Source organism: Ruegeria sp. YTSA226 (assembly GCF_059609905.1).
In genome coordinates, this window is the sequence record NZ_JBXWMQ010000007.1 from 14,983 (window position 1) to 36,639 (window position 21,657).

Annotated in this window: 26 protein-coding genes; 19 read left to right on the plus strand and 7 right to left on the minus strand. The window is 56.4% G+C overall.

Annotation, left to right across the window (positions count from 1 at the left end):
- Positions 1-14: 14 nt before the first annotated feature.
- On the minus strand, positions 15-854 hold the full coding sequence (locus AC2FFF_RS11440; protein WP_281973205.1) for a DMT family transporter: 840 nt from the start codon (positions 852-854) through the stop codon (positions 15-17).
- 52 nt (positions 855-906) lie between these two features.
- On the minus strand, positions 907-1,098 hold the full coding sequence (locus AC2FFF_RS11445) for a helix-turn-helix domain-containing protein (RefSeq protein WP_425595857.1): 192 nt from the start codon (positions 1,096-1,098) through the stop codon (positions 907-909).
- Positions 1,099-1,387: 289 nt separating this feature from the next.
- Between AC2FFF_RS11445 and AC2FFF_RS11450 the strand changes: the two genes are divergently transcribed.
- From AC2FFF_RS11450 to AC2FFF_RS11505, 12 genes are all read left to right on the plus strand, one after another.
- On the plus strand, positions 1,388-1,588 hold the full coding sequence (locus AC2FFF_RS11450) for a hypothetical protein (RefSeq protein WP_281973204.1): 201 nt from the start codon (positions 1,388-1,390) through the stop codon (positions 1,586-1,588).
- 344 nt (positions 1,589-1,932) lie between these two features.
- On the plus strand, positions 1,933-2,118 hold the full coding sequence (locus tag AC2FFF_RS11455) for a hypothetical protein (protein ID WP_142637697.1): 186 nt from the start codon (positions 1,933-1,935) through the stop codon (positions 2,116-2,118).
- Between the two features lie 21 nt (positions 2,119-2,139).
- Positions 2,140-3,288, plus strand: coding sequence for a TRAP transporter substrate-binding protein (locus AC2FFF_RS11460; protein WP_281973203.1), 1,149 nt, complete (start codon positions 2,140-2,142; stop codon positions 3,286-3,288).
- 114 nt (positions 3,289-3,402) lie between these two features.
- A complete protein-coding gene (locus AC2FFF_RS11465) occupies positions 3,403-3,915 on the plus strand; it encodes a TRAP transporter small permease (protein ID WP_281973202.1) in 513 nt (170 codons plus the stop codon).
- Between the two features lie 12 nt (positions 3,916-3,927).
- Positions 3,928-5,256 carry a TRAP transporter large permease gene (locus tag AC2FFF_RS11470; protein WP_142637703.1) on the plus strand — a complete coding sequence of 443 codons (1,329 nt, stop codon included), beginning with the start codon at positions 3,928-3,930 and terminating at the stop codon, positions 5,254-5,256.
- Positions 5,257-5,268: 12 nt separating this feature from the next.
- The gene (gene hisD / locus AC2FFF_RS11475) at positions 5,269-6,576 is read left to right on the plus strand and encodes a histidinol dehydrogenase (protein ID WP_142637705.1); all 1,308 of its coding nucleotides are present in this window, start codon (positions 5,269-5,271) and stop codon (positions 6,574-6,576) included.
- On the plus strand, positions 6,569-7,330 hold the full coding sequence (locus tag AC2FFF_RS11480) for an SDR family NAD(P)-dependent oxidoreductase (RefSeq protein WP_281973201.1): 762 nt from the start codon (positions 6,569-6,571) through the stop codon (positions 7,328-7,330). Before hisD ends, AC2FFF_RS11480 begins: the two co-directional genes overlap by 8 nt.
- Positions 7,327-8,307 (plus strand): zinc-dependent alcohol dehydrogenase, encoded by a 981-nt coding sequence (locus tag AC2FFF_RS11485; protein WP_281973200.1) that lies wholly within the window; start codon positions 7,327-7,329, stop codon positions 8,305-8,307. Before AC2FFF_RS11480 ends, AC2FFF_RS11485 begins: the two co-directional genes overlap by 4 nt.
- 33 nt (positions 8,308-8,340) lie before the next feature.
- Entirely contained in the window at positions 8,341-8,754 is a 414-nt protein-coding gene (locus tag AC2FFF_RS11490) for a universal stress protein (RefSeq protein WP_496750853.1), read from the plus strand.
- A gap of 40 nt (positions 8,755-8,794) precedes the next feature.
- Positions 8,795-9,301 (plus strand): sulfopyruvate decarboxylase subunit alpha, encoded by a 507-nt coding sequence (gene comD / locus AC2FFF_RS11495; RefSeq protein WP_142637714.1) that lies wholly within the window; start codon positions 8,795-8,797, stop codon positions 9,299-9,301.
- Entirely contained in the window at positions 9,298-9,852 is a 555-nt protein-coding gene (gene comE / locus AC2FFF_RS11500) for a sulfopyruvate decarboxylase subunit beta (RefSeq protein ID WP_142637717.1), read from the plus strand. The genes comD and comE overlap by 4 nt, the downstream gene beginning before the upstream one ends.
- On the plus strand, positions 9,852-10,943 hold the full coding sequence (locus tag AC2FFF_RS11505; protein WP_281973198.1) for an alpha-hydroxy acid oxidase: 1,092 nt from the start codon (positions 9,852-9,854) through the stop codon (positions 10,941-10,943). The genes comE and AC2FFF_RS11505 overlap by 1 nt, the downstream gene beginning before the upstream one ends.
- Positions 10,944-11,171: 228 nt before the next feature.
- Here AC2FFF_RS11505 and AC2FFF_RS11510 read toward each other — a convergent pair whose 3' ends face one another.
- On the minus strand, positions 11,172-12,050 hold the full coding sequence (locus AC2FFF_RS11510) for a LysR substrate-binding domain-containing protein (RefSeq protein WP_281973197.1): 879 nt from the start codon (positions 12,048-12,050) through the stop codon (positions 11,172-11,174).
- A 98-nt stretch (positions 12,051-12,148) separates the two neighbouring features.
- On the opposite strand from AC2FFF_RS11510, the gene AC2FFF_RS11515 reads away from it, so the two are divergent.
- Positions 12,149-12,853, plus strand: a complete 705-nt coding sequence (locus AC2FFF_RS11515; RefSeq protein ID WP_281973196.1) for an SDR family oxidoreductase — start codon at positions 12,149-12,151, stop codon at positions 12,851-12,853.
- Positions 12,854-12,877: 24 nt separating this feature from the next.
- Here AC2FFF_RS11515 and AC2FFF_RS11520 read toward each other — a convergent pair whose 3' ends face one another.
- From AC2FFF_RS11520 to AC2FFF_RS11535, 4 genes are read right to left on the minus strand one after another with little or no spacing between them, the layout of a single operon-like run.
- Positions 12,878-13,666, minus strand: coding sequence for a heme ABC transporter ATP-binding protein (locus tag AC2FFF_RS11520; protein WP_281973195.1), 789 nt, complete (start codon positions 13,664-13,666; stop codon positions 12,878-12,880).
- A gap of 3 nt (positions 13,667-13,669) precedes the next feature.
- Positions 13,670-14,746, minus strand: a complete 1,077-nt coding sequence (locus AC2FFF_RS11525; RefSeq protein WP_281973194.1) for a FecCD family ABC transporter permease — start codon at positions 14,744-14,746, stop codon at positions 13,670-13,672.
- On the minus strand, positions 14,743-15,609 hold the full coding sequence (locus AC2FFF_RS11530; RefSeq protein WP_281973193.1) for a heme/hemin ABC transporter substrate-binding protein: 867 nt from the start codon (positions 15,607-15,609) through the stop codon (positions 14,743-14,745). Before AC2FFF_RS11530 ends, AC2FFF_RS11525 begins: the two co-directional genes overlap by 4 nt.
- Positions 15,606-16,661: a hemin-degrading factor gene (locus AC2FFF_RS11535; protein ID WP_281973221.1), complete on the minus strand. Its 1,056-nt coding sequence runs from the start codon at positions 16,659-16,661 to the stop codon at positions 15,606-15,608. The genes AC2FFF_RS11530 and AC2FFF_RS11535 overlap by 4 nt, the downstream gene beginning before the upstream one ends.
- Before the next feature lie 238 nt (positions 16,662-16,899).
- Between AC2FFF_RS11535 and AC2FFF_RS11540 the strand changes: the two genes are divergently transcribed.
- From AC2FFF_RS11540 to AC2FFF_RS11565, 6 genes are read left to right on the plus strand one after another with little or no spacing between them, the layout of a single operon-like run.
- Positions 16,900-18,930, plus strand: a complete 2,031-nt coding sequence (locus tag AC2FFF_RS11540; protein ID WP_281973192.1) for a TonB-dependent receptor domain-containing protein — start codon at positions 16,900-16,902, stop codon at positions 18,928-18,930.
- A gap of 20 nt (positions 18,931-18,950) precedes the next feature.
- Entirely contained in the window at positions 18,951-19,397 is a 447-nt protein-coding gene (locus AC2FFF_RS11545) for a hypothetical protein (RefSeq protein ID WP_281973191.1), read from the plus strand.
- A 4-nt stretch (positions 19,398-19,401) separates the two neighbouring features.
- Positions 19,402-20,070, plus strand: coding sequence for a MotA/TolQ/ExbB proton channel family protein (locus tag AC2FFF_RS11550; protein WP_281973190.1), 669 nt, complete (start codon positions 19,402-19,404; stop codon positions 20,068-20,070).
- A gap of 31 nt (positions 20,071-20,101) precedes the next feature.
- Positions 20,102-20,431 (plus strand): biopolymer transporter ExbD, encoded by a 330-nt coding sequence (locus AC2FFF_RS11555; RefSeq protein ID WP_425595599.1) that lies wholly within the window; start codon positions 20,102-20,104, stop codon positions 20,429-20,431.
- A complete protein-coding gene (locus AC2FFF_RS11560) occupies positions 20,431-20,823 on the plus strand; it encodes an ExbD/TolR family protein (RefSeq protein WP_142637739.1) in 393 nt (130 codons plus the stop codon). Before AC2FFF_RS11555 ends, AC2FFF_RS11560 begins: the two co-directional genes overlap by 1 nt.
- Positions 20,820-21,641 carry an energy transducer TonB gene (locus tag AC2FFF_RS11565; protein ID WP_281973188.1) on the plus strand — a complete coding sequence of 274 codons (822 nt, stop codon included), beginning with the start codon at positions 20,820-20,822 and terminating at the stop codon, positions 21,639-21,641. The genes AC2FFF_RS11560 and AC2FFF_RS11565 overlap by 4 nt, the downstream gene beginning before the upstream one ends.
- Positions 21,642-21,657 lie beyond the last annotated feature (16 nt).

The window sequence follows — 21,657 nt, forward strand, 5'->3', positions numbered from 1 at the left end:
GTCCAACTTGTACGTCATCTTGTTAGGGCCAGAACCACAATTCCAACTGCCACGATTATCGCCGCCAGGAGCCTGTTGGATTTTGGACCCTCTCCAAACCACATCACACCAATTATTGAAGCGAAGATGACCGAACTTTCTCGGAGCGCCGATACGACACCCAACGGTGCGAAACTCTTAACATAGAGCACCAGACCATAGGCTAAGCCGGAAATGATTCCTCCTGCTAAGCCTGACCAGACATATCTCTTTGGAAGTGCGATGAGGCGTTCCCATCGGGTCGAGAAGATGAACCCCGCCACGAAGATCTCGGCCACGAACAATACCGTGATATATCCAAGCGTATTCCCTGACAATCTCACGCCAATACCGTCAACCAAAGAGTAGGAAGCAATCATCAAACCAGTTCCGAATGCCGCCGCGATGCCTACCCAGTTCGTGCCCTTTCCAAGTCCGCCAAAAGACAGGCAACCGATGCCGGCCGAAATGCAGACAATACCGATCCACGCGCCTGGAGGAAGGAATTCACCGGCAAGAAAGACCGCTCCCAACGCCACTAATATGGGCGTTATCCCGCGCGAGATGGGGTACACCACCGATAAATCGCCGTAAAGGTAGGCGGTGTTGAGAAACCAGTAGTATCCCCAATGAATCAAGGTGGAACCAATAATGTATGGAATTGCAGCCATTACTGGAAAGCCCGTAAAAGGAAGCACGGCAAGCGCAGGTATGGCATGCCCGATCGAGATTAATCCCAACATAATGGCCTTGTCAGGCGCGCCCTTTACGACCGCATTCCACAGCGCATGAAGGAAAGCCGCAAACAGTACGATGAGGATCGCATGTACTGTCATTGCTCGTCGCAATCAGCGAAAACGCCTTGTAGACACATATGATTTTGCACCTCTATGCGCTCTGCTTCATGAGCTGATCGACTGGTGTTCTACCAAATCTTCGCTTGTATCGCTGCGAAAGCGTCGTACAGGAAACAAATCCACAGGCCAATGCAATTTCTGTCATATACAGGTCAGTGAATTCGGCGATGGCATGAGCCTTCTCCAACCGCTCTGCCATATAGTTTGGCTTTGAGTTCGTCATGGTTCGTAACGAGGTTAGGCATTGATTGGCGGTCAAAACTGTCCGGCTTCCGTGTCTTGAGAGAATTCAATCAGAATTGAAGAAAACGTATTATATGCGAAATGAACGCCGCAGGGCCCTATACCCGCCTCAAGGCCAAATCCGTTAACCATATTCAACACGCCAGCAGGCAGGATATCCGCGATCAGTTCACAGAACACCATGATTGTCGCTGGCGTTGCTTGGCCGAATTCAGGACCACGCAATAGCCTGCAGCTCCAGATTGTCTTCCAGCTTTTGCTCTATCCGCATGAGAACATTCGCGCGCTCGGCCACGCTGGTCGAACCTCAGGCATCGGCAGCCGAATGCGCTGGGTCCAGCGCGGCCTCAACGACTGAAGCATCAGACCGTGCGATCTGGTCAATGGGCTGGCCGGTGATCGGACTTAGATTCTCAAATTACCTGCCTGCCTTTGGCTTGCAAAAGTCGCCTCCGATCAAATTGCCATAGCGGGATGCAGGGGGCGAGATACTCGCTACCGCCTGCAGATTGGTCATCTCATTTATTGATTTTCTCCATAAGTTCACGGTCGGGGCTTTTGATATCCCGCGCATCGGCTGATGCAGCGGTGTGGAACCCGGCCTACCGTTCTTGTTGTACGGCGACTTGGCTAACACGATGAATTTTCAGAATGTATCCGACCATAATAGTATTACTTTGGTCGCTGCTTGGGGTCTTCCTGTCCGCAATCGCCGAGAGCGCCAAAAAATGCGCCTCAATGTAAGCGCTTGCACGAATCAAATGTAAGCGCTTACAGTGTCGCTCAGAACTGCAACCTTTTCGGATCCTGTTTTATGTTCCTTACCGCCTCGCTGATCGTCTTTGTCATCTACTTCGCCAACGTCGCTCTGGGGGCCTTTGCAGCAAGCGCATTCCTTGGGGACGTGGGCGAAATGCTGGTTCTGTTTGCCGCGTCGATATTGTTTGTCGTCGCCATTCTTCAAAAAGAGGCTGACCGAAACAAAAAGAACGGCAGCTAAGGATTTCTGGGAGGAAACATAATGGACAAAGATCGCAAGGACCTTGCGTCGGCAGCACGCCGAAATTTTCTGAAATTGACGGCAACAGGCGGCTTCACGGCGGCCATGGTAGCTGGTGCTGCGGGGACGTTGTGGTCAACTGAAGCTGCAGCGCAAAGTGCCAGCGAAGAGCGCGACCGTGAGGCTGCCGCGGACCATATCATGGTTCTGGCAACTGCCTATCCGGTCGGTGCGTCGCGTGGTTATCCAATCATGCAGCTGGACCTGAAGGAAAACATCCAGAACGCGACCAACGGCAAGGTCTATGTCAAACTCGCGCCTGGCGGGCAGCTGGGTGCAGGCGGCGCGCTGGTGCAGGCGGTGCAGGGTGGCACAATTCAGGCAGCACAGCATTCGCTTTCGAACTTCGCGCCATTTGCCTCGACCGTTGACCTGATCAACATGCCGTATCTGTGCGGGTCAAACCAGCGTTTCACAAACCTCGTCAACTCGCAGTTCTGGAAGGACACGGTCGAGCCGAAGGTCGAAGAAAACGGCTTCAAGGCGCTGTTTTATATCAACATCGACCCCCGTGTCGTTGCCATCCGCAAGGGTGGCCCCGGACCGGTCCTGACACCTGGCGACCTGTCCGGCGTCAAGTTCCGCGTTCCCGGCTCGAAGATGCTGCAGCAATACTACCGCATGGTTGGTGCAAATCCGACGCCTGTGGCCTGGGGAGAAACCCCGTCTGCGATCAAACAGGGCGTCGCTGACGCGCTTGACCCGTCCGTGGGTGCGCTCGAAGTCTTTGGTTTCAAAGATATCCTGAGCCATGTGACTTTCACCCAGGCCGTGCCAGACAGCCAAGTTTATTCGTGCAACCTGGAATGGTTTAACTCAATGCCCGCCGACGTGCAGGAAGGGATCATGTGGGGGTCCGAGATGACCTCGCACCAGAACCTTGCCAAAGTGCCATCGGCCCGCGCCTACGCTATGGCCGAACTGATCAAAGCAGGTGTCGAATTCCACTCGCTCAGCGAAGAGCAACTGGCCGAATGGAAAGCCGCTGGTGGCTACCAACGGTCCGAATGGGACGAGTTCAAGATCGATCTGGCCGGGTCCATGGACAACTTCGCCAAGATGGAAGAAGCCGCAGGTACCGAAGGTAAGTACTACGTGCATGACGCTTAACAGTCGGGTCGGGCGTGCCTCCACACGCGCCCGATCACCAATATTCTCCCGCCTCAGTAAAATCCAAACGCGTCAGCGCGGTGCGTTTTGCTAGGCAAATCAGCAGGTTCTCACATGAGCTTTTTGCGCCGAATTGATAGAGACGCCGAGCGCTGGTTGCTTCTGGTCTTCTACGTGATGCTTGTCATCACCATGGCGATCGAGGTGCTGCGCCGGGAAATATTCTCTTTTTCCTCGATCTGGGGCGAAGAAATTGTGCGGTACTCCTTCATCTATCTCGCATGGATTGGTGCTGCGGCTGCAGTGAAAGAGCGCGCGCATATCCGCATTGACGTGCTGATGCACTACCTTGGGCCGCGTCCGAAGGCTTTGCTGTATATCTTTGGCGACCTGGTGATGTTCGGTGTTGCTGTGATTGCCCTCTATTGGTCCTACGAAGCCGTGCATGTGTCTGCCAAATTCGGGTCGGTCACGGACGGGCTGCGCATTTCCAAAGTATGGTTCCTGATGGCGGTTCCATTGGGGTTCGGCCTGATCATATTGCGGCTGATTCAATCTCTACTGCGCGACATCCATTCTCTCAGAACGGGCAAACCCGTTTTTGAGGGCGATACACTCTTTGATTGAGGGATGATTTGAATGCTTTGGCAAACCTTTGATCAAACCGTCGAGCTGGGTTGGGATTTCTATCTGCCCGTTATCATATTCGTCTCGCTGATTGCACTGGCGGTTCCGGTTTGGGCCGCCATCGGGACCTCGGCGATCCTGATGCTGGTCATGTCCGGCGACCTTCCCCTGAGCCTTGTTGGTGAAAAGCTGTTCACCGGCATTGATGCCTTTGCGCTGACGGCGGTGCCGCTGTTTATCCTGACAGGGGACGTGCTGGTACGAACCGGGCTCAGTCGAAAATTCCTTGATGTTGCCGAGGCATTGACGTGTTTCACCAAGGGTGGTTTCGGGTCTGCCACGGTTCTTGTCTGTGGCATGTTTGCGGCCATTTCGGGATCGGACGCAGCTGGTGCGGCCGCGGTCGGACGTATGACTATCGCACGCTTGGTCGAAAGCGGCTATCCGCGCCCCTATGCCTGCGCTCTGGTGGCGGCAGGCGCCTGTACCGGCATTTTGATCCCACCGTCGATCGCCTATATCATCATCGGCCTTGTTCTGGGGATATCCGCATCGACCTTGTTCCTTGCGGCCTTGATCCCGGGGATCGCGATCCTGTTGTCGATCCTGATCACGAACCTGATCGTGAACCGCATCTACGCCTATGAAGGTGGCGGACAGATGACGATGGCCGAATGGTTGGGTAATCTGGGCCGTGCTCTAAAATCCGGTTGGTATGCGTTTATCGTGCCGGGCATCATCTTTTACGGCATATTCTCGGGCCGCTTGACACCAACAGAAGCGGGTGCAACGGCCGTAGTCGTGACAATCATCATGGGCTTTATTCTGCGGACGCTGTCCCTTGCGGATTTTCCCGCCATGCTGGTCAGTTCGGCAAAGGTGAACGGCGTCATCCTTCCCATAATCGCTTTCTCGGCTCCGCTGGCCGAAGCGCTGGCCATCATGGGCGTGCCGCAAGGTTTTGTGACATCGGTGACCGGGCTGACGGATGAACCATGGTTACTGATCCTGCTGATGATCGGAATCCTGATCGCCGCCGGTTGCGTTATGGAAACCACGCCGAATATCGTGATCCTTGCGCCTATCCTGAAACCACTCGCGGACAACATCGGCATGAACGAGATACAGTTCTGCATCATGATGATCACAGCTCTTGGCGTAGGCTTCATCACGCCGCCATTGGGGCTCAACCTGTTCGTGGTGTCTGGCATAACCGGGGAATCCATCCTCAAGATTGCCGCCCGTGCCGTTCCCTTTGTTCTTTGCATGTTCTTGGTTGTGTTGCTGATTGCTTATATGCCAGCGATTTCGACTACGTTCTTGCCCGAAATCTACAAGTAGGACCTCGCTAAGATGAAACGTGAATACCTGAAAAAAGCGACCCTAACCGCTAAATCGGATGCTTCCGAAGTCCACGAGACGGTCAGGACAATTCTGGCTGATATTGAGGCAGGCGGAGATGCAAAGGCTATGGAATACGCCGCCAAGTTCGATCAGTACGAGGGCAATGTCCTTTTGACTGCCGAAGAAATCGAGGCGGCAGGAGCGCTTGTGCCGGAGAGGCTGAAAGCGGACATCCGGTTTGCGCATGACAACGTCAAACGGTTTGCCGAGGCGCAAAAGGCCACAGTATCCGATGTCGAGGTTGAAATCGTACCGGGCATGATTGCGGGGCAAAAGGCTATCCCTGTTGATGCGGCGGGCTGTTATGTGCCCGGCGGTCGCTATAGCCACATTGCTTCGGCCATCATGACTGTGACAACGGCCAAAGTTGCAGGTTGTCGCCACATAACCGCCTGTTCGCCACCCCGTCCCGGTGTAGGAGTTGCCCCGGCCATCATTTATGCCGCGAACCTGTGTGGCGCGGACAAGATTATGGCACTTGGTGGCGTTCAGGGTGTGGCTGCAATGACGTTCGGACTGTTTGGCCTGCCCAAGGCCAACATCCTCGTGGGCCCCGGCAATCAGTTTGTTGCAGAAGCCAAGCGCATTCTTTTTGGCCGTGTCGGGATCGACATGATCGCGGGCCCAACGGACAGTTTGATCCTTGCAGATGCAACAGCTGATCCGCATATCGTGGCAACGGATTTGGTAAGTCAGGCCGAACATGGCTACAACTCGCCTGTTTGGCTGGTCACAGATGACCGGGTGTTGGCCGAAAAGGTGATGGAGCTTGTGCCTGCCCTGATTGATGATCTGCCCGAGGTGAACCGCGACAACGCCTTTGCCGCTTGGCGTGACTATGCCGAAGTGATCGTATGCTCAGATCGCGAAGAAATGGCTGTTTGCTCCGATGATTACGCGCCCGAACACCTGACAGTGCAGGCCGAAGATCTGGATTGGTGGCTTGAGCGGCTCACATGTTACGGCTCGCTGTTCCTTGGGGAAGAGACGACCGTTTCCTATGGTGACAAAGCGACGGGTACCAATCATGTGCTGCCAACGTCAGGGGCCGCCAACTATACTGGCGGTTTGTCGGTCCATAAATACATGAAGATCGTCACTTGGCAGCGCGCCACACGCGAAGGTGCCAAGCAGGTGGCCGAAGCCACAGCGCGCATTTCCCGCCTTGAAGGGATGGAGGGGCACGCCCGTGCTGCGGATGTTCGTCTGGCCAAGTATTTCCCGGATGAAGCATTCGACCTGACCGCAAATGGCTGATCCAAGATCTCTGTTTGACCTGACTGGCCGCGTGGCCTGTGTAACCGGCGCCAGCTCCGGCCTCGGGCGGCGTGCGGTCATCGCACTGGCAAGCGCCGGGGCCCGCGTGGTGGGCGTAGCCCGGCGCGAGGACGCCCTGCAGCGCTTGCAAAACGAGGTCGGCAAAGATGTGGGTTACGTTGCAGCGGATGTCGCCGACCGTGATGCACTCTCACACTTGGTAGAAGCGGTCAGCGCACCGTTCGGAGCGCCAGACATCATTGTGCACGCCGCTGGCATCAACATCCGTCAGACGGCGGATGACGTGACCCCGGAAGGCTGGGATCAGACCGTGGCGCTGAACATCTCGGCTCCGTTTTTTCTGAGCCAGGCACTGGTGCCCGCGATGAAGGCCAAGGGGTGGGGGCGGATCGTGAATTTTGCCTCGCTCCAAACCACGCGCGCTTTTCCCGGTGGCATCGCCTATGGGACGACCAAGGCGGGCATTGCCCAACTGACCCGCGCTATGGCCGAGGCGTGGTCGACCTATGGCATCACAGCCAATGCGATTGGGCCTGGGTTTTTTCCGACAGAACTGACCGAGGCCGTCTTTGCCGATCCGAACCGAGCCACGCGCAATGCCGTCCAGACCTGCATCGGACGCAATGGCCGTTTGGAAGACATGGACGGCCCCATGCTGTTTCTCTGCTCGGACGCGTCCGGTTACGTGACCGGACAAACCTTGATGGTCGACGGAGGGTTCACAGCAAAATGAAAGCGTTGGTCTACGAAGGTGTCGAAACGCTTGGTGTGCGCGAAGTCCCCAACCCGACGGTCGGCCAGGGCCAGTCGCTGGTTCGTATCGAGGCCTCGGGCATCTGCGGGTCGGACATGCACGCCTACCTCGGCCATGACGACAGGCGTCCTGCGCCCTTGATTCTGGGCCATGAGGCTGCGGGTGTGATTGAGGGCGGCGCGCGTGACGGCGAACGGGTCACGATCAATCCGCTGGTCAGCTGTGGCACTTGTCCCGCATGTCGGACCGGCCGAGATAACCTGTGCCCGGACCGTATGATCATCTCTATGCCGCCGCGCGAAGGGGCCTTTGCTCAATATGTGGCAATGCAAGGCAGCAATCTTATCGTGGTGCCGGATCATGTTCCGTTGCAAAAGGCTGCACTGGCCGAACCTCTGGCCGTCAGTTGGCATTCCATACGGTTGGGGCTGACGGCGCTTGATCCGGGTGCCAGCCGCACCGCGCTTGTACTGGGGGGCGGGGCTATTGGTCTTGCCGCGGCCCTTGCCCTCAAGGCGCAGGGGGTCGATGACGTAACTGTTGCTGAACCAAGCGACAAGCGACGCACATTCCTGGAAGATCAATGCCTAGTGAAATCTGTACCCGCAGGGGCAGGGCAGTACGGCATCGTGGTCGACGCCGTCGGATACGCGGCAACACGCGCGGCAGCTTCTGCCATGGCTGAACCGGGGGGTGTCATTGTCCACATCGGCCTGGGCGAAGACACGGGTGGCCTCGATATCCGGCGGATGACCTTGCAAGAGGTGACGTTCATTGGAACCTATACCTACACACCGGAGGACTTCCGGGATACCTGCACCGCGCTTTTCGATGGTGCGCTTGGCCCGCTAGACTGGGCAGAACATCGCAGCCTGAATGATGGACCGCAGGCATTTGCCGATCTACGATCGGGAGTGGTTGCAGTCCCCAAGATCATCCTCGACCCGTGGGCCTGACACTTATGATCACCAACTAAATGGAGACACTTCATGTACCATAAAATCCTCGTCCCGATGGCGCTGGACCATGGCGTGTCGACTCATACACTTGAGATAGCCAACGCGCTGCGTGCAAAGGATGCCCAGATCTTCGCCCTTCACGTTCATGAGGCGCCCCAAGGCTCTGTTAGTGCGTATCTGGACGAAGAGATGGTTGCCGCCGGGTTTGAAAAAGCGCGTGCTGATCTTGAGGGCAAATTGTCTGGACATCCCGGTGTCACGCCTGTGATTGTAAAAGGACATTCGGCCCGCACTATCATCGACTATTCCGAGGCGCATGGCATCGACTGCATCGTGCTTGGATCCCACAAACCTGGTCTGAGAGATTATTTCCTGGGCTCCACAGCTGCTCGCGTCGTGCGGCACGCAGGCTGTGCCGTCCATGTGCGTCGCGCGTCCTCTTGATGACGCTCTCCTCTCCTTTCAAGAAAGGCCCTTCTGCAACATGAACATAGACAAGAAGATCACCGATGATCTTGTCGCGAATGACATCTCGTTCGTGACGACGGTGCCCTGCAAACAGCTTGCGGGCGTTATCGAGGAAATAGACCAACACCCCGATATCTTCCATATTCCGTCGAACAAGGAAGACGAGGGCATGGGCCTGTGTGCCGGTGCGTGGATGGGTGGAAAACGCCCTGCGATCATCATGCAGAACACAGCCATTGGGGTGACGATCAACACTCTTGCGACGTTGATCCAGTATTACCGGATGCCGCTGCCGATGTTGATCAGCTACCGCGGAGAGCTGCGTGAGCCCGTGGCTTGCCAGGTGGAAATGGCGGTGCATACCAAGGCGCTGCTGGCGCAGATGAATATCCCCACCTACCACTTCCATCACCAGAAGGATGTGGAAGAGCTCGATATGATCCTGAAGTATACCTTTATGTGCAACAAACCCGTGGCAATCCTGACCGATGCCAATTTCTGGGGAGGCTATGGCGACCAATGATCCGTTCTGAAATCCTCAAGGAAATTGCACCTCAACTTCGTGATCAACTAGTGGTCTGCAACATTGGCATCCCCAGCCAAGAACTGCATGCCATCGACGATCAACCAACGAATTTCTACATGCTGGGCACGATGGGCCTTGCCTCGTCCATCGGGCTGGGTTTGGCGCTGGCGCAGCCTAAAACCGTGATCTCCATTGATGGCGACGGGTCGGTGTTGACCAATCTGGGCACTTTACCGACCATCGGGAACAATATGCCTCCGAACTTTATCCTGATGATCATCGACAATGGATCATATGGATCAACCGGTGATCAGCCGACCTATACCGGGCGCAAGACCGACTTGGCGGGCATGGCGCGTGCGGCCGGATGTGACAATGTCGTTGAAGTGCAGGATGTTGATACCGGGAAAGCATTGCAAGAGGCGATGGACGCGCAGGTTGGCACCGTCATGATCGTGAAGTGCGACAGTGGAAATGCCAAGATGCCGGTCATCACGATGGACCCGGTGATCATCAAGGATCGCTTTATGAAAGCAGTGGCTGGTTGATGAACCGCGCCGCGCGAATTCATTCCAGTGAGGATGCGCGGCGTTTGGCCAAGGCACGTCTGCCTTGGATGGTGTTTGACTATATCGATGGGGCCGCAGGGTCAGAAACGGGGGCTGCGCGTAACCGCGCTGCTCTGGATGGCATTTGCCTTGAACCCCGGATACTGAAAGATGTCAGCCATCGGTCTTTGGACATGCCGCTGTTTGGCAAGATTGCCAAGCGGCCCTTTGGCATTGCGCCGATGGGGATGTGCAACCTGTCCAGACCTGGTGCCGATCTGATGCTAGCGCGGTTGGCCGCGCGCGAATCCGTGCCTTTGGGGGTCTCGACCGTGGCCTCAACCCCGCTGGAAAAAATGATCGAGGTTGCCGAAGGGCACGCGTGGTTCCAGCTTTATTTCAGCGGGGACGGAACGGGGTCATTCAAGCTGGCAAAGCGTGCGCAAGATGCCGGTTACGACACCCTGATCGTCACGGTTGACGTGCCCGAGGTTGGTCGCCGACCGCGTGAGTTGCGCCATGGTTTTACCATGCCATTCCGTATCGGACCCCGCCAATTTCTGGACTTTGCCCTGCACCCGCAATGGTCGCTTATGTCACTTGCCGCAGGTCGTCCGCAGATGGCAAATTTCGAGATGCCGGGCTTTGAGTTCGACCGCACCGAAAGCCGCGCGAGGGCGACTTGGACAACATTGAAGGCTCTGCGCGATTTGTGGCAGGGCAACCTGGTAGTAAAAGGCGTGACCAACGCCGAGGATGCGCTGCAGCTGAAATCCGAAGGCGTTGACGCCATTCAAGTGTCAAATCATGGCGCACGGCAACTTGAAAGCGCACCCGCTGCCGTTCACGCGCTGGGCCGGATACGAGACAGCGTTGGTGCGGATTTTCCGCTATTTTACGACAGTGGCTTACGATCTGGCGAAGACGTTCTGAAAGCCCTCGATCAAAGTGCAAATTATGTGTTCTTTGGCCGCGTATTGCAATTTGCCATCGCCGCGGCCGGCGAAGAAGGTTTGCATAGACTGTGGAACATCCTCAGCGAAGAGTTGTCCAGTGCACTTGCTCAGGTTGGTCGGACGAAACTGACCTGAAGCAACGGAACAAATGTGAATGCCGTCGGTAACGCCTCTAACGCAAACAATCCGGATGCCGCTACGAATTATTTTGCCCCGGACGCTGTGTTCGACTGCGCCAGCGGCCCGAGGTGTTTGCCCGCAGGTTCGAGAGTGCAAAGACCCTGAATTGGGAAGCGTTGGGAAACCTAAGCAACCATCCATTTCAGACCCGCATGCGTGCGCTTTGCAGGAATCGAAAGCCGATCACGTTTCTTTTGCCGACCGCGATTTTAGCCAGTTTACGACTTGCATCACCGCGTGTTGGTTTGCGGCCGAACGCTCTATGAGGAGGTAAAAATCGCTACCACCGATGTCTCTTGCCGCACCAACCTCTACCAGGCGTCCTGCCTCAAGATCTCGGGAAACCATGAAACGGCTGACAAGGGCCACACCCTGTCGCGCGATGGCAGCGTCAACTGCAAGCGCTGTCTGGCTTAATCGAAGGCCGCGTTGCGATTTGTCACGAACCCCTAGGTCTGCAAGGTATCGCGGCCAAAGGTCATGCGTGTCATGAATTTTGGGCAGGCTTGCAAGGTCATCTGGTGTTAACGAATCGAATGCGTCGCTGATAAACTCGGGTGCGGCTACGGCAATCACCTCTTGTCTGAAAATAAGCGCCGCCCGAAGCGCGGCGCCAAACGGCGGCGATCCCTGCCGGACGGCAAGGTCGATCCCGTCGCTGTGAAAGCTGGAGACTTTTTCAGTGGCCATGATCCGCAAGTCGATTTCCGGATGGCTCTCTGCAAAGTCCGGCAGATTCGGGATCAACCATCTGGCAGCAAAAGTCGGGGTGACGCTTATTATAACCTTGTCCGGTTCCGGCTTTAGCTCGGCGGTTGCAGATCTAAGGCTCGCAAAGGCAACCGATATACGTGCGTGATAGCTACGGCCAACCGAGGTGAACTCCAATCCTTTGGGCACCCTTTCGAACAATGTGACTTCTAGGTGAGCTTCCAGCAGTCGCACCTGCTGCGCCACCGCCCCTTGTGTTACGCCCAACTCATCGGCAGCGGCGCGGAAACTGAGGCGGCGCCCAGAGACTTCGAATGCCCGTAAACCGTTGAGGGGAGGAAGATCAGCCATGAGACAATAGTATTTCTACTGTAATGAAACATCAAATCTCAATCGAATGACCCATCGAAACAGGATATTTTCGCAGAATACATAAGGGGAATCGTCAGATGGCAGTAGAAAAAGTAGCTTTGATTACCGCGGGCGGGAGTGGCATGGGGGCTGACGCGGCGCGCCGGCTTGCCAAAGATGGCTTCAAAGTCGGCATCCTCTCTTCTTCGGGTAAAGGCGAAGCACTCGGCGCCGAGCTGGGTGGTTTTGGCGTCACTGGTTCTAACCTCAGTGGTGACGATCTGACTGCTTTGGTCACGGGCGCGACGGAGCGTTGGGGCCGCGTCGATGTCTTGGTCAATTCCGCCGGTCATGGCCCGAAAGGGCCTGTATTAGAGATCGGTGACGATGACTGGCATCAAGGGATGGAAGTCTATCTGATGAATGTGATCCGCCCAACACGGCTGGTGACACCCTTGATGCAGCAACAGGGCAGGGGGGTGATTATCAACATCTCTACTTTCGCGGCGTTCGAGCCCGATCCGCTGTTTCCAACATCAGGCGTCTTCCGGGCAGGATTGGCCGCCTTTACCAAACTCTATTCCGATAAATATGCCGCAGAGAATATTCGCATGAATAACATCCTGCCGGGTTTCATCGACAGCTTGCCCGAAACAGAAGACCGCAAAGCCCGGATTCCGATGGGACGTTACGGTCATGCTGCGGAGGTCTCTTCGCTTGTCTCATGGCTGGCGTCTGAAGGCGGTGGCTATATGACGGGTCAAAACTTGCGCGTTGATGGGGGATTGACCCGCGCTGTCTGAGGCAACGTATCTGTTTGCACAACATCAAGCCTCGATGCATTTGTGCATTGCCTGAGGCAGTACAAAAGGAAGCGGGCCGGTCGGCACAATGCCGATCGGTAGGTTGATGCCGTAAACTTGCTGCATCAGGTCGTCGGTGAGGATATTTGAAGGTGTACCAGAGCCCCAGACAGTGCCCTGTGACATCACGTAAACACAGTCTGCAAATAGCGCGGTGAGGTTCAGATCGTGCATCACCACCACCACACCTCCACCTTGGGCGGCAAAATCGCTTGCGATACCAAGGACCGTAAATTGATGCGCGATATCCAGGCTGGCAACCGGTTCGTCCAGTAAAAGCCAACTGGGATGATCGGCCCGTTGTGCCTGCCAGACCTGCGTCATAACACGGGCTAACTGTACGCGCTGCTGTTCACCCCCGGACAGGGTCTGGTAAGACCTCTGCTCGAACCCGGCTAAGTCGACATGTGCCAGGGCGGTAGTGACCGAACTGTCATCTTGTGCGGCCAACCCGTTTGCCAGCCCCAGTCTGACAATCTCGTGCACTTTGAAAGGAAAGGCCACGCTGGTCGATTGTGGCAGCACGCCCCGTTTTGCGGCCAGTTGCCAGGGCTTTAACTCTGAGATGTCGTGGCCATTCAGGGTGATGGTTCCGGTCGAGGCAATCTCTCCGGCCAATGCCTTTAGTAAGGTCGACTTGCCCGATCCGTTGGGCCCGATGATTGCGGTGACCTGACCGGGATCGGCCTTGAAATTCACGTCGTGCAAGATGTCCTTTCGGCCCAGACTGACGCAGATATTCTTACCTTGCATGATTTACATTCCCATAATGCCGTGGCGGCGCAGGAGGATCCAAAGAAAGACCGGTGCGCCGAGAATTGCCGTGACGATCCCGATTGGCAGTTCCGCCGGGGCCACCACGACCCGGCTGATCATGTCGGCGCATAGCAGCAGATTGGCACCCAGCAGGGCGGAATTCATCAAAAGCCTGTGGTGGTCCGGCCCGGTTGCCAGACGTAGCAAATGGGGGACCACAATTCCGATGAATCCGATGCCGCCGGACACGGCAACAGCGGCCCCTGTTGCACCGGAAACTGCAAGAATGGCGATGTTCTTGCTGCGCTGAACCGGGATGCCCATGTGATGGGCCACAGCCTCTCCCATCGCCAGGCCGTTAAGCGCGCGAGCCAGAAATTGTGTGCTTGCAAGGGCAACCAAAATGATTGGCGCAGCCGAGGCGATTTTGGTCCAGGTTGCCCCAGCTAACGATCCCATTCCCCAGAACGTCAGGTCGCGTAATTGCTGATCATCGGCCATGTATACCAGAACACCCGATGCGGCGCCGGATAAGGCACCTAATGCAATGCCGGCCAGTAGCATGGTTGCGACCGAAGTCTGCCCCCCGCTGGTCGAGACACGGTATAGGATCAGAACAGACGCCCAGCCACCAAGAAAAGCAGCAATGGCCACTAACCCGTTTCCTGTCCAGACCAAAACCGACACTGGCAAGTGGCTGCCAAGGATGATGGCTGAAATTGCGCCCAGACCTGCGCCCGCGCTGACGCCGACAATTCCGGGGTCCGCCAACGGGTTTCGGAAAAGCCCTTGCATGACCACCCCTGAAACAGCCAGCGCGGCACCGACCAGAATCCCCATGGCAAGCCGGGGCAAGCGTATGTCCCAAAGGACAATCCGATTCAGGTCAGACAGGGACCGCCCATTGATTAGGTCGATCACCGCCATGTTTAACGACGCATCCGAAGCACCGACTGAAATGCTTGCGGCGCTGGTCAGGCCAAGCAATACCAGTAAGGCCAAAGTAACCCGCCGTGCGGTTGCTCGCCGATTGTACCCAGGTGCCTCGGCGCTCATATGATCCAACGTCAGCGTCATGAGCCACCTTCATCCTGCAGGGCTGCTGACAGATCAGAAATGGCACTGGCGGTTCTAGGTCCAAACCCAAGAAGATATGCACCCTGCATGCGGATCAGCATCTTGTTCTGGCCCGCCGGGGTCAGCTTGACTGCGGGCAGTGAAAAGAGCGCGGCATCCTCGGTATTATGATCACCCAGCCGATCCATCATAAGGATGACATCAGGCGCAGCCGACACCAGCGCTTCAGGCGTCATTGGCTTGTAACCTGACACTTTGGCGGCGGCATTTACACCGCCAGCCAATCGAATGATGCTGTCTGCTTGGGTATCCACACCTCCCACTGTGATCCGGTTATCCTGCACCGACAGAACAAACAGAACCCGTTTCGGGTTGGATCCTGCGGCACTACTAGCCGCCAATTCCGCCTGATTGATCTGGCGTATGGTTTGCGCTGCCAATCCCTCGGCAGCAACGTCAGCGCCCAGCACGGCCCCAACGGTTTGGATTTTTTCGACCACGCCTTCCAGAGAGAACTCATCCTTGATCGTGACGTATTGCACGCCCGCTTCCTGCAGAACCGCAATCGCCTCTGGTGGTCCTGAACCTTCAAGCGCCAGGATCAAGTCTGGTTCTACCGACAAAACGCCTTCGGGCGACAGCGCGCGTCGGTATCCGATATCGGGCAGGTTCATCGCTTCTGTCGGGTAGGTTGATGTTCGGTCGCGACCAACAAGCCTGTCTTGCTGACCCAGAGCGTAGACGATTTCAGTGATGGAACTGCCGATCGCGATGATCCGCTTTGGTTCGTCGTCCGCAGCCTGCGCGACCTGTGTACTTAGCAGCATAGCCAAGGCAGGCCAGATCACTCGCATCCTGTTCATGTCAGCGCGGCCTCGGGTTGTGGTTCAAGTTCGGCAACCAGCGCGTCCCAGACCGGGCGATGGTCGGTTTCGCTAGTGCGCAGACCGAATATCTGGAAGATCAGCCCACCTTCGGCATCGAACGCCTCGACAGAGACGGCGGGGCCGCGCTGCGTCGGTTTGGTGACAGCCCAGACCTCTGCAATATGGTCCGTCCTCAGATGCAGATTGAAACGCGGGTCAAGCACATTGAACCAGGGTCCCATCTGCTTGATCGTTCCGATAAGGCCACCGTGAATTTCGATACATCCACGATTGCCAACAAAGATCATCACCTCAATTTCCTTGTCGCACACCTGTTCGAACATTGGTGATATTACCGACGGCGTCAGTTCCCTGACAAGCGGTTGGCCGGCGATGCGATAGGCCCCCAATCGGTTCATCTTGAGCTTTGAGGTCAAGCGCATGAACTGGTGGGTGTCCGTCATCTTGGCCCATTCCGCACGTAGGATTTCCGTCTTTTCGGGGTTGGCCTTGGGCGCTTCGGTCGGTCGGCGCGGTTCTAAATCAAGAGTTTGCGATTGGTCCTCAGACGCAAGGGCGCTGACAAGCTTATCCCAATGGTCCAGATCCGATCTTTCGCGCAGGAATATCTTGTGCACCGCATCGCCTGCGGCATCAAAGACTTGAAGCGAGCGTTTCACACCGCTGTCGGTTTTGCGTTCGATCGCAAAGGCATGGACCCAGTGGCTGGGAAACATGCGCAGATCAATCTCATCCGTCAGAACCATCGAGGCATGCGCGCCCGAATGGTAATTGTCGTATTGTCCGACCTTTTCGATCACGCATGAGGAATTGCGCGTCAAAGCCATAACCTCTCCCAGACCGTTAAGCCTTGGAAAAAGGTCATCAAGTTTTGTCGTCAGCCGTGTAACGTCGTTCCCGGCGAAGGCAGCGACCAACTGGCCTTCGGTAAGTCCAATCGATTCTGCCAGATCGCGGTCACGTTTGCCGCTGTTTTGCGCATAGGCTGCACGAATTTGAGCCGGGGTGTTAGGCACCTGTTCCGTCATGGGTTTTCCCATCTTCGAGTTGATTTTCAGAGGTGCTGGCCCGGCAGCCGAATTGTTCGGGTGCCCGCTGGCGAGAGTCGGCGATGCGACTGCGATTTATTGTTGACTGTTTTAGTAACCTTTATTAACGAGCACAAGTCGCCAAAAAAAGGCGGCTCCAAAAAACAATAAAACAGACTGACCAAAGCCAGCATGGCGCAAGCATTTCAGGTCCTCCTACTGTTTCGAAGGGACAGAGATGCGTGTGCAAATACGGAAGATAGCTTTGCTGGGAACGGCTTCGTGCCTCAGCATGATTGCGGCTGGCGCTAGGGCGCAAGAACAGAATGACGGTTTCCTGGGCACCCTGATACTTGGGGAAAGCAAACGAGAGATTCAGACAGACACTGCCGTGCCGGTCACAAATATTGATCAGGAAGAGATCAACGACCGGCAGGCCAATACGGTTGCTGAGCTGATCGACTCGGTTCCGGGGGTAAGCCTGGTGAACGGCTCGACCCCTCAGGGATCGGGCATCAATATTCGCGGCTATGGTGCAAACGGCACGTTCGGAACCGACCAGAAGGTACTGATCCTGGTCGATGGCGCCACAACGGGCGCGGAAGAGCTGTATCGGATCGGCAACCAGCTTTTTACTGACCCCCAGCTTTACAAAAGCGTCTCGGTCATTCGGGGCACTGTCGGGTCATTCGAATATGGGTCCGGGGTTGTTGGTGGTGTCGTTCAGCTGGAAACCAAGGACGCGTCAGATTTCACCGGTGGAGAGCCGGGTTTCCGTTTCCGTCAAACCTTTGAAGGGTATTCCAACGGCAACGGTTTTGCCTCGTCCTCTATCCTGGCTTGGCAGCCGAATACCCAAACGGAATTCCTGTTCAACTACACCTATCGCGATCAGGACGATCAGGAGGATGGAAACGGCAATACGATCGGCAACAGCGCGTTCACGCTGCCGTCGCTTCTGGCTAAGGGCAAATACAGTTTCGGCAACGATCTCGAACATTCGTTCACCGCATCCTACAACCAGTCCACATCTGAAGAGCGCGACGTCCCTTATGACTCGTTTGGCACCACGTCGGATGCCTTTGGTAATGTAGACCGTGATATCGAAACAAAGATCGGTATCCTGCGGTATCAATATCAACCCACTGGAAATGATCTGGTCGATCTGGATGTGAACCTCAGCTATTCTGAGCAGGCGATCGAAAGCAGCTATGTTCCCGGGTCTTCCAGCCTTGAAGGCACGCCATTCTTCCCCGGCATTCAGGCCCTGGCAGATGCCACACATAACTATGAAACGACAAAGCTGACGATCAAGAACACGTCGTATTTCCAGACCGGCATCGCCTCGCATGATCTGCGGGCTGGGATTGAATTCATCAACCGCGAACGGTTGGACGCGGCATCGGCCCCGGGTGGAACCGACCGTCGATTTGCCCTGTTTGCTGTGGACGATGTGCAGATCGGTGACAATCTGACGATTACCCCCGCGGTGCGATATGAGATGCAGGACATCGACGGTGATGACGCCGCCGCGGCCCCGTTCAACGAAAGCTATGACAACAACGCGCTTATGGGCGGGTTGTCGGCGCGGTACGCGTTCAACAGCGGTTTCGCGATCTTTGGTGGTGCGGCCTACACGGAAAGCCTGCCGATCATCGATGATCTGGGCACGCCGCTTTACATGACGCAACCCGAGAGATCCCGCACGTGGGAAGCTGGTTTTTCCTATGATCGCGGTGACGTGTTTGCCGAGGGCGACGTGATCCGCGCCAAGGTCAATTTCTATCAAACGACCCTGTGGGATATCACCTCCTACGTCTCTGGCACCCCGTCTCAACCCCTGTCCGAAGTGGAAACGAAAGGTGCCGAAATCGAAGCCTCTTATGCCAATGCGGGTGGGTTCTACGTCGATTTCAACTCGAACATCGTGACGGGTACGGAAACCAGCGCCACCGGCGATGACTCGCGTTGGCGGAATGAGCCGTCGGATTCCGCGCGCCTGACATTGGGCAAGCGGTTCGGTCAGACGTTGGACGTCAGCTGGGAAATCTTCGGTGCCCGGGCCGGAACGGACTCGAGCGGAGAAGCGACCGCGGGATACGGAGTAAACTCTCTGCGTGCGACCTACATGCCGCAAGATGGTGTGTTTGAAGGCTTTGAGCTGCGCGCCGGTATCGAGAACATCCTTGATAAGGACTACCGCCCGAACCTGTCGACCCGCAATTCGACGGGCCGGACCTTCAAGCTCGGCCTGGCCAAAACCTTCTGATCCCAAGGAAAGGACCCGTTATGCGAAGTGCGGCAGCAAACAAAGCCAGCGCTGTCCTGTCGACCCTGCTCTCAGTCTTGGGGGCAGGGATCGCCAACGCAGAAGACGTGCCCAAGACTGGCGGCGTATCAATCGAACTCAGCTCTGCCGAAGCAAGGGGGCAAAACTGTCTGCTCAGCTTTGTCGCCGAAAACATGCATGAGGTCGACATCAACGGTGCGGTCTATGAAACCGTCCTGTTTGGCAAAAACGGTGCGGTCGCGTTAATTACCCTGCTGGATTTCGAAGAACTGCCCGCAGGCCGCCCACGGGTCAGGCAGTTTCAATTCACCGACATGGCCTGTGACCAGATCAGCCGGATTCTGTTCAACGGCGTGCAGGAATGCATGACCCAGAGCGGTAACAAAGATGCCTGCATGAATGGCCTCAGTCTAAAAAGCCGCCTTGAAACTGAGATGATAGGATAAAGCCATGTCCAAAATGCTGCAAAAACTGATGGAAATCCTGCAATTAGGGGGCCCGGTGGTGGCGATCCTGATTGCAGCCTCAATCGCGACTCTCGCCTTGGTCTTTTACAAAATCTGGCAATACAAAGCGGCGGGGGTCGGCCGTCACGTCGAATTGTCCAGGGCGATCGACGCATGGGACCGAGAAGACCCCACGGCCGCCAGAACATACCTGAACAAAAGCCGTAGTTATCTGGCGCCGGTGATCGCAATGGCATTGTCCGGGAATGATCGCACCTTGTCCGAGCGGGTCGATGCCGAGGCTGAGACGCAATTTGCTCAGCTGGAACAGGGCCTCAATGTACTGGACATCGTCTCGCAACTTGCGCCCCTGCTCGGATTGTTCGGCACGGTGCTGGGCATGATCGAAGCTTTCCAGACTCTGCAGGGGGCGGGCAACGCCGTTGACCCGTCGCTGCTGGCTGGGGGCATCTGGGTGGCGCTGATGACAACAGCAGCGGGGCTGGCCGTAGCCATGCCGACGTCACTGATCCTGACCTGGTTTGAGGCCCGCGTGAACCGAGAACGCGTCTTTACCAACCGTGCGCTCAGAACAATATTTGCCCCCGGCCATGCCGAGGAGGCCGAGCAAACGGCAGGGGCGTCAATTACGGCGCTGGTACATGGCGCTTAATGTGCAAAGAAAGCGGCGCAAACGCCTGTCAATGACGTCGCTTATAGATGTCATCTTTTTGCTGCTGTTGTTTTTCATGCTGACATCCACATTCTCGAAATTCGCCGAGATTCAGTTTTCGACGGCCTCTGTCGGCGGCGCGGAGCCAGACCAAGCCATCCGGTTTATTAAACTGGATGCAGACCGAATTCTGGTCGATGGTGCGCCTGTACCATTGGCGCAGGTGGCCCCAATGCTGCTCGACGCCAAATCCCAAATCGCGCTTATCAGCCTGGGTCCGAGGGCAACCTCTCAGCAGCTTATTGATCTGCTCATCGTGCTGGCACCTGTCGAAAACCTGCGCACTCAGGTTTTGGGCTGATGCAGTTGAAATCGAAGCCCAGACAAAGCCGAGAGCCAACCATTGCGCTGATCAATGTCGTGTTCCTGATGCTCATATTCTTCATGATCGCAGGCACCCTTACGCCGCCGCTCAACGGATCGGTTCAGCTTGTCGAAACCATGGATCTGGAGGGGCGCGAGCCACCTGATGCATTGGTTATCCGTGCGGATGGCACACTTGAATATCGCGGGGCAGAGCTGACCAATGCTGCGGCCTATGTCGAGCGGGCGGCTGTTGATCTGCCCCTTGATGCGGTTCGGATCGTGCCGGATCGATCCTTGCCTGCGGTTGCGCTCAAACAGATCAGCGATGATTTGCGCGGGTTGGGTGCAAGTCAGGTTTATGTCGTGACCGAAAGGGGATTACGGTGATAACCAAATCCCGCGTGGTAGTTGTGATTTCTGTCGCATTGGCCGTAGCGACACATGGCCTTGCGCTTTTGGATTATTCGACCGCCGAACAGGTGCAGGTCGAAGGTGGCGGAGAAGAGAGGGCCGCCGCGCTGGGATCTGTATTCAAGGACTTCGTCGCCGGAACAAATGCACCAGCACCGGCCAGCACGCGCAAGAAACCGGCAGCACCTCATCGGTTGCAACCCAAGGCCCGCCCTGTCAAGCCGCAGCGCACAACGTCGCCGCAAACTCTCAGCCCGGTTGTGAGCAGCGCTACGGCCGCGACCGCTGTTGCGCCAAGCCCTCTCAGGCCTCAGGACGCTGAAACACCGAACAGACAGGGTGATGCTGCTTCGGTGTCGCCGACCGAGGATGCCAAGCCGCCGGAACCGAAGAAACAGGCAAGCAATCAAACTGCCACCGCGCATGGCAACGCGAAACAATCGGGGAAAAAAGGCGACGCCACCGGGAAAACCACGAAAGGCGCGGCAAAGGTTGTTACATCCACGTCAGCGCTGACCGCATCCGGCAATGCCGACGCCAGCAACTACGCCGGACAGATTAAACGCAAGATTATCCGCGCCCGGAGAAAGAGCGCCAATATTCGAGGTGCCGCGTTGGTGGCCTTTCGAATAGCTGAGAACGGGACATTACAGGCGGTTGGAATAGTACGCAGTTCAGGGTCAAAGCGGTTGGATCAGATCGCCCTTGCCCAGGTGAAAGCGGCTGCACCCTTCCCGCCACCTCCGGCAGGGGTGAGACGAGATTATACTTTCGAAATCATCGGGCAGCAATAAGTGCCATATCCGATCG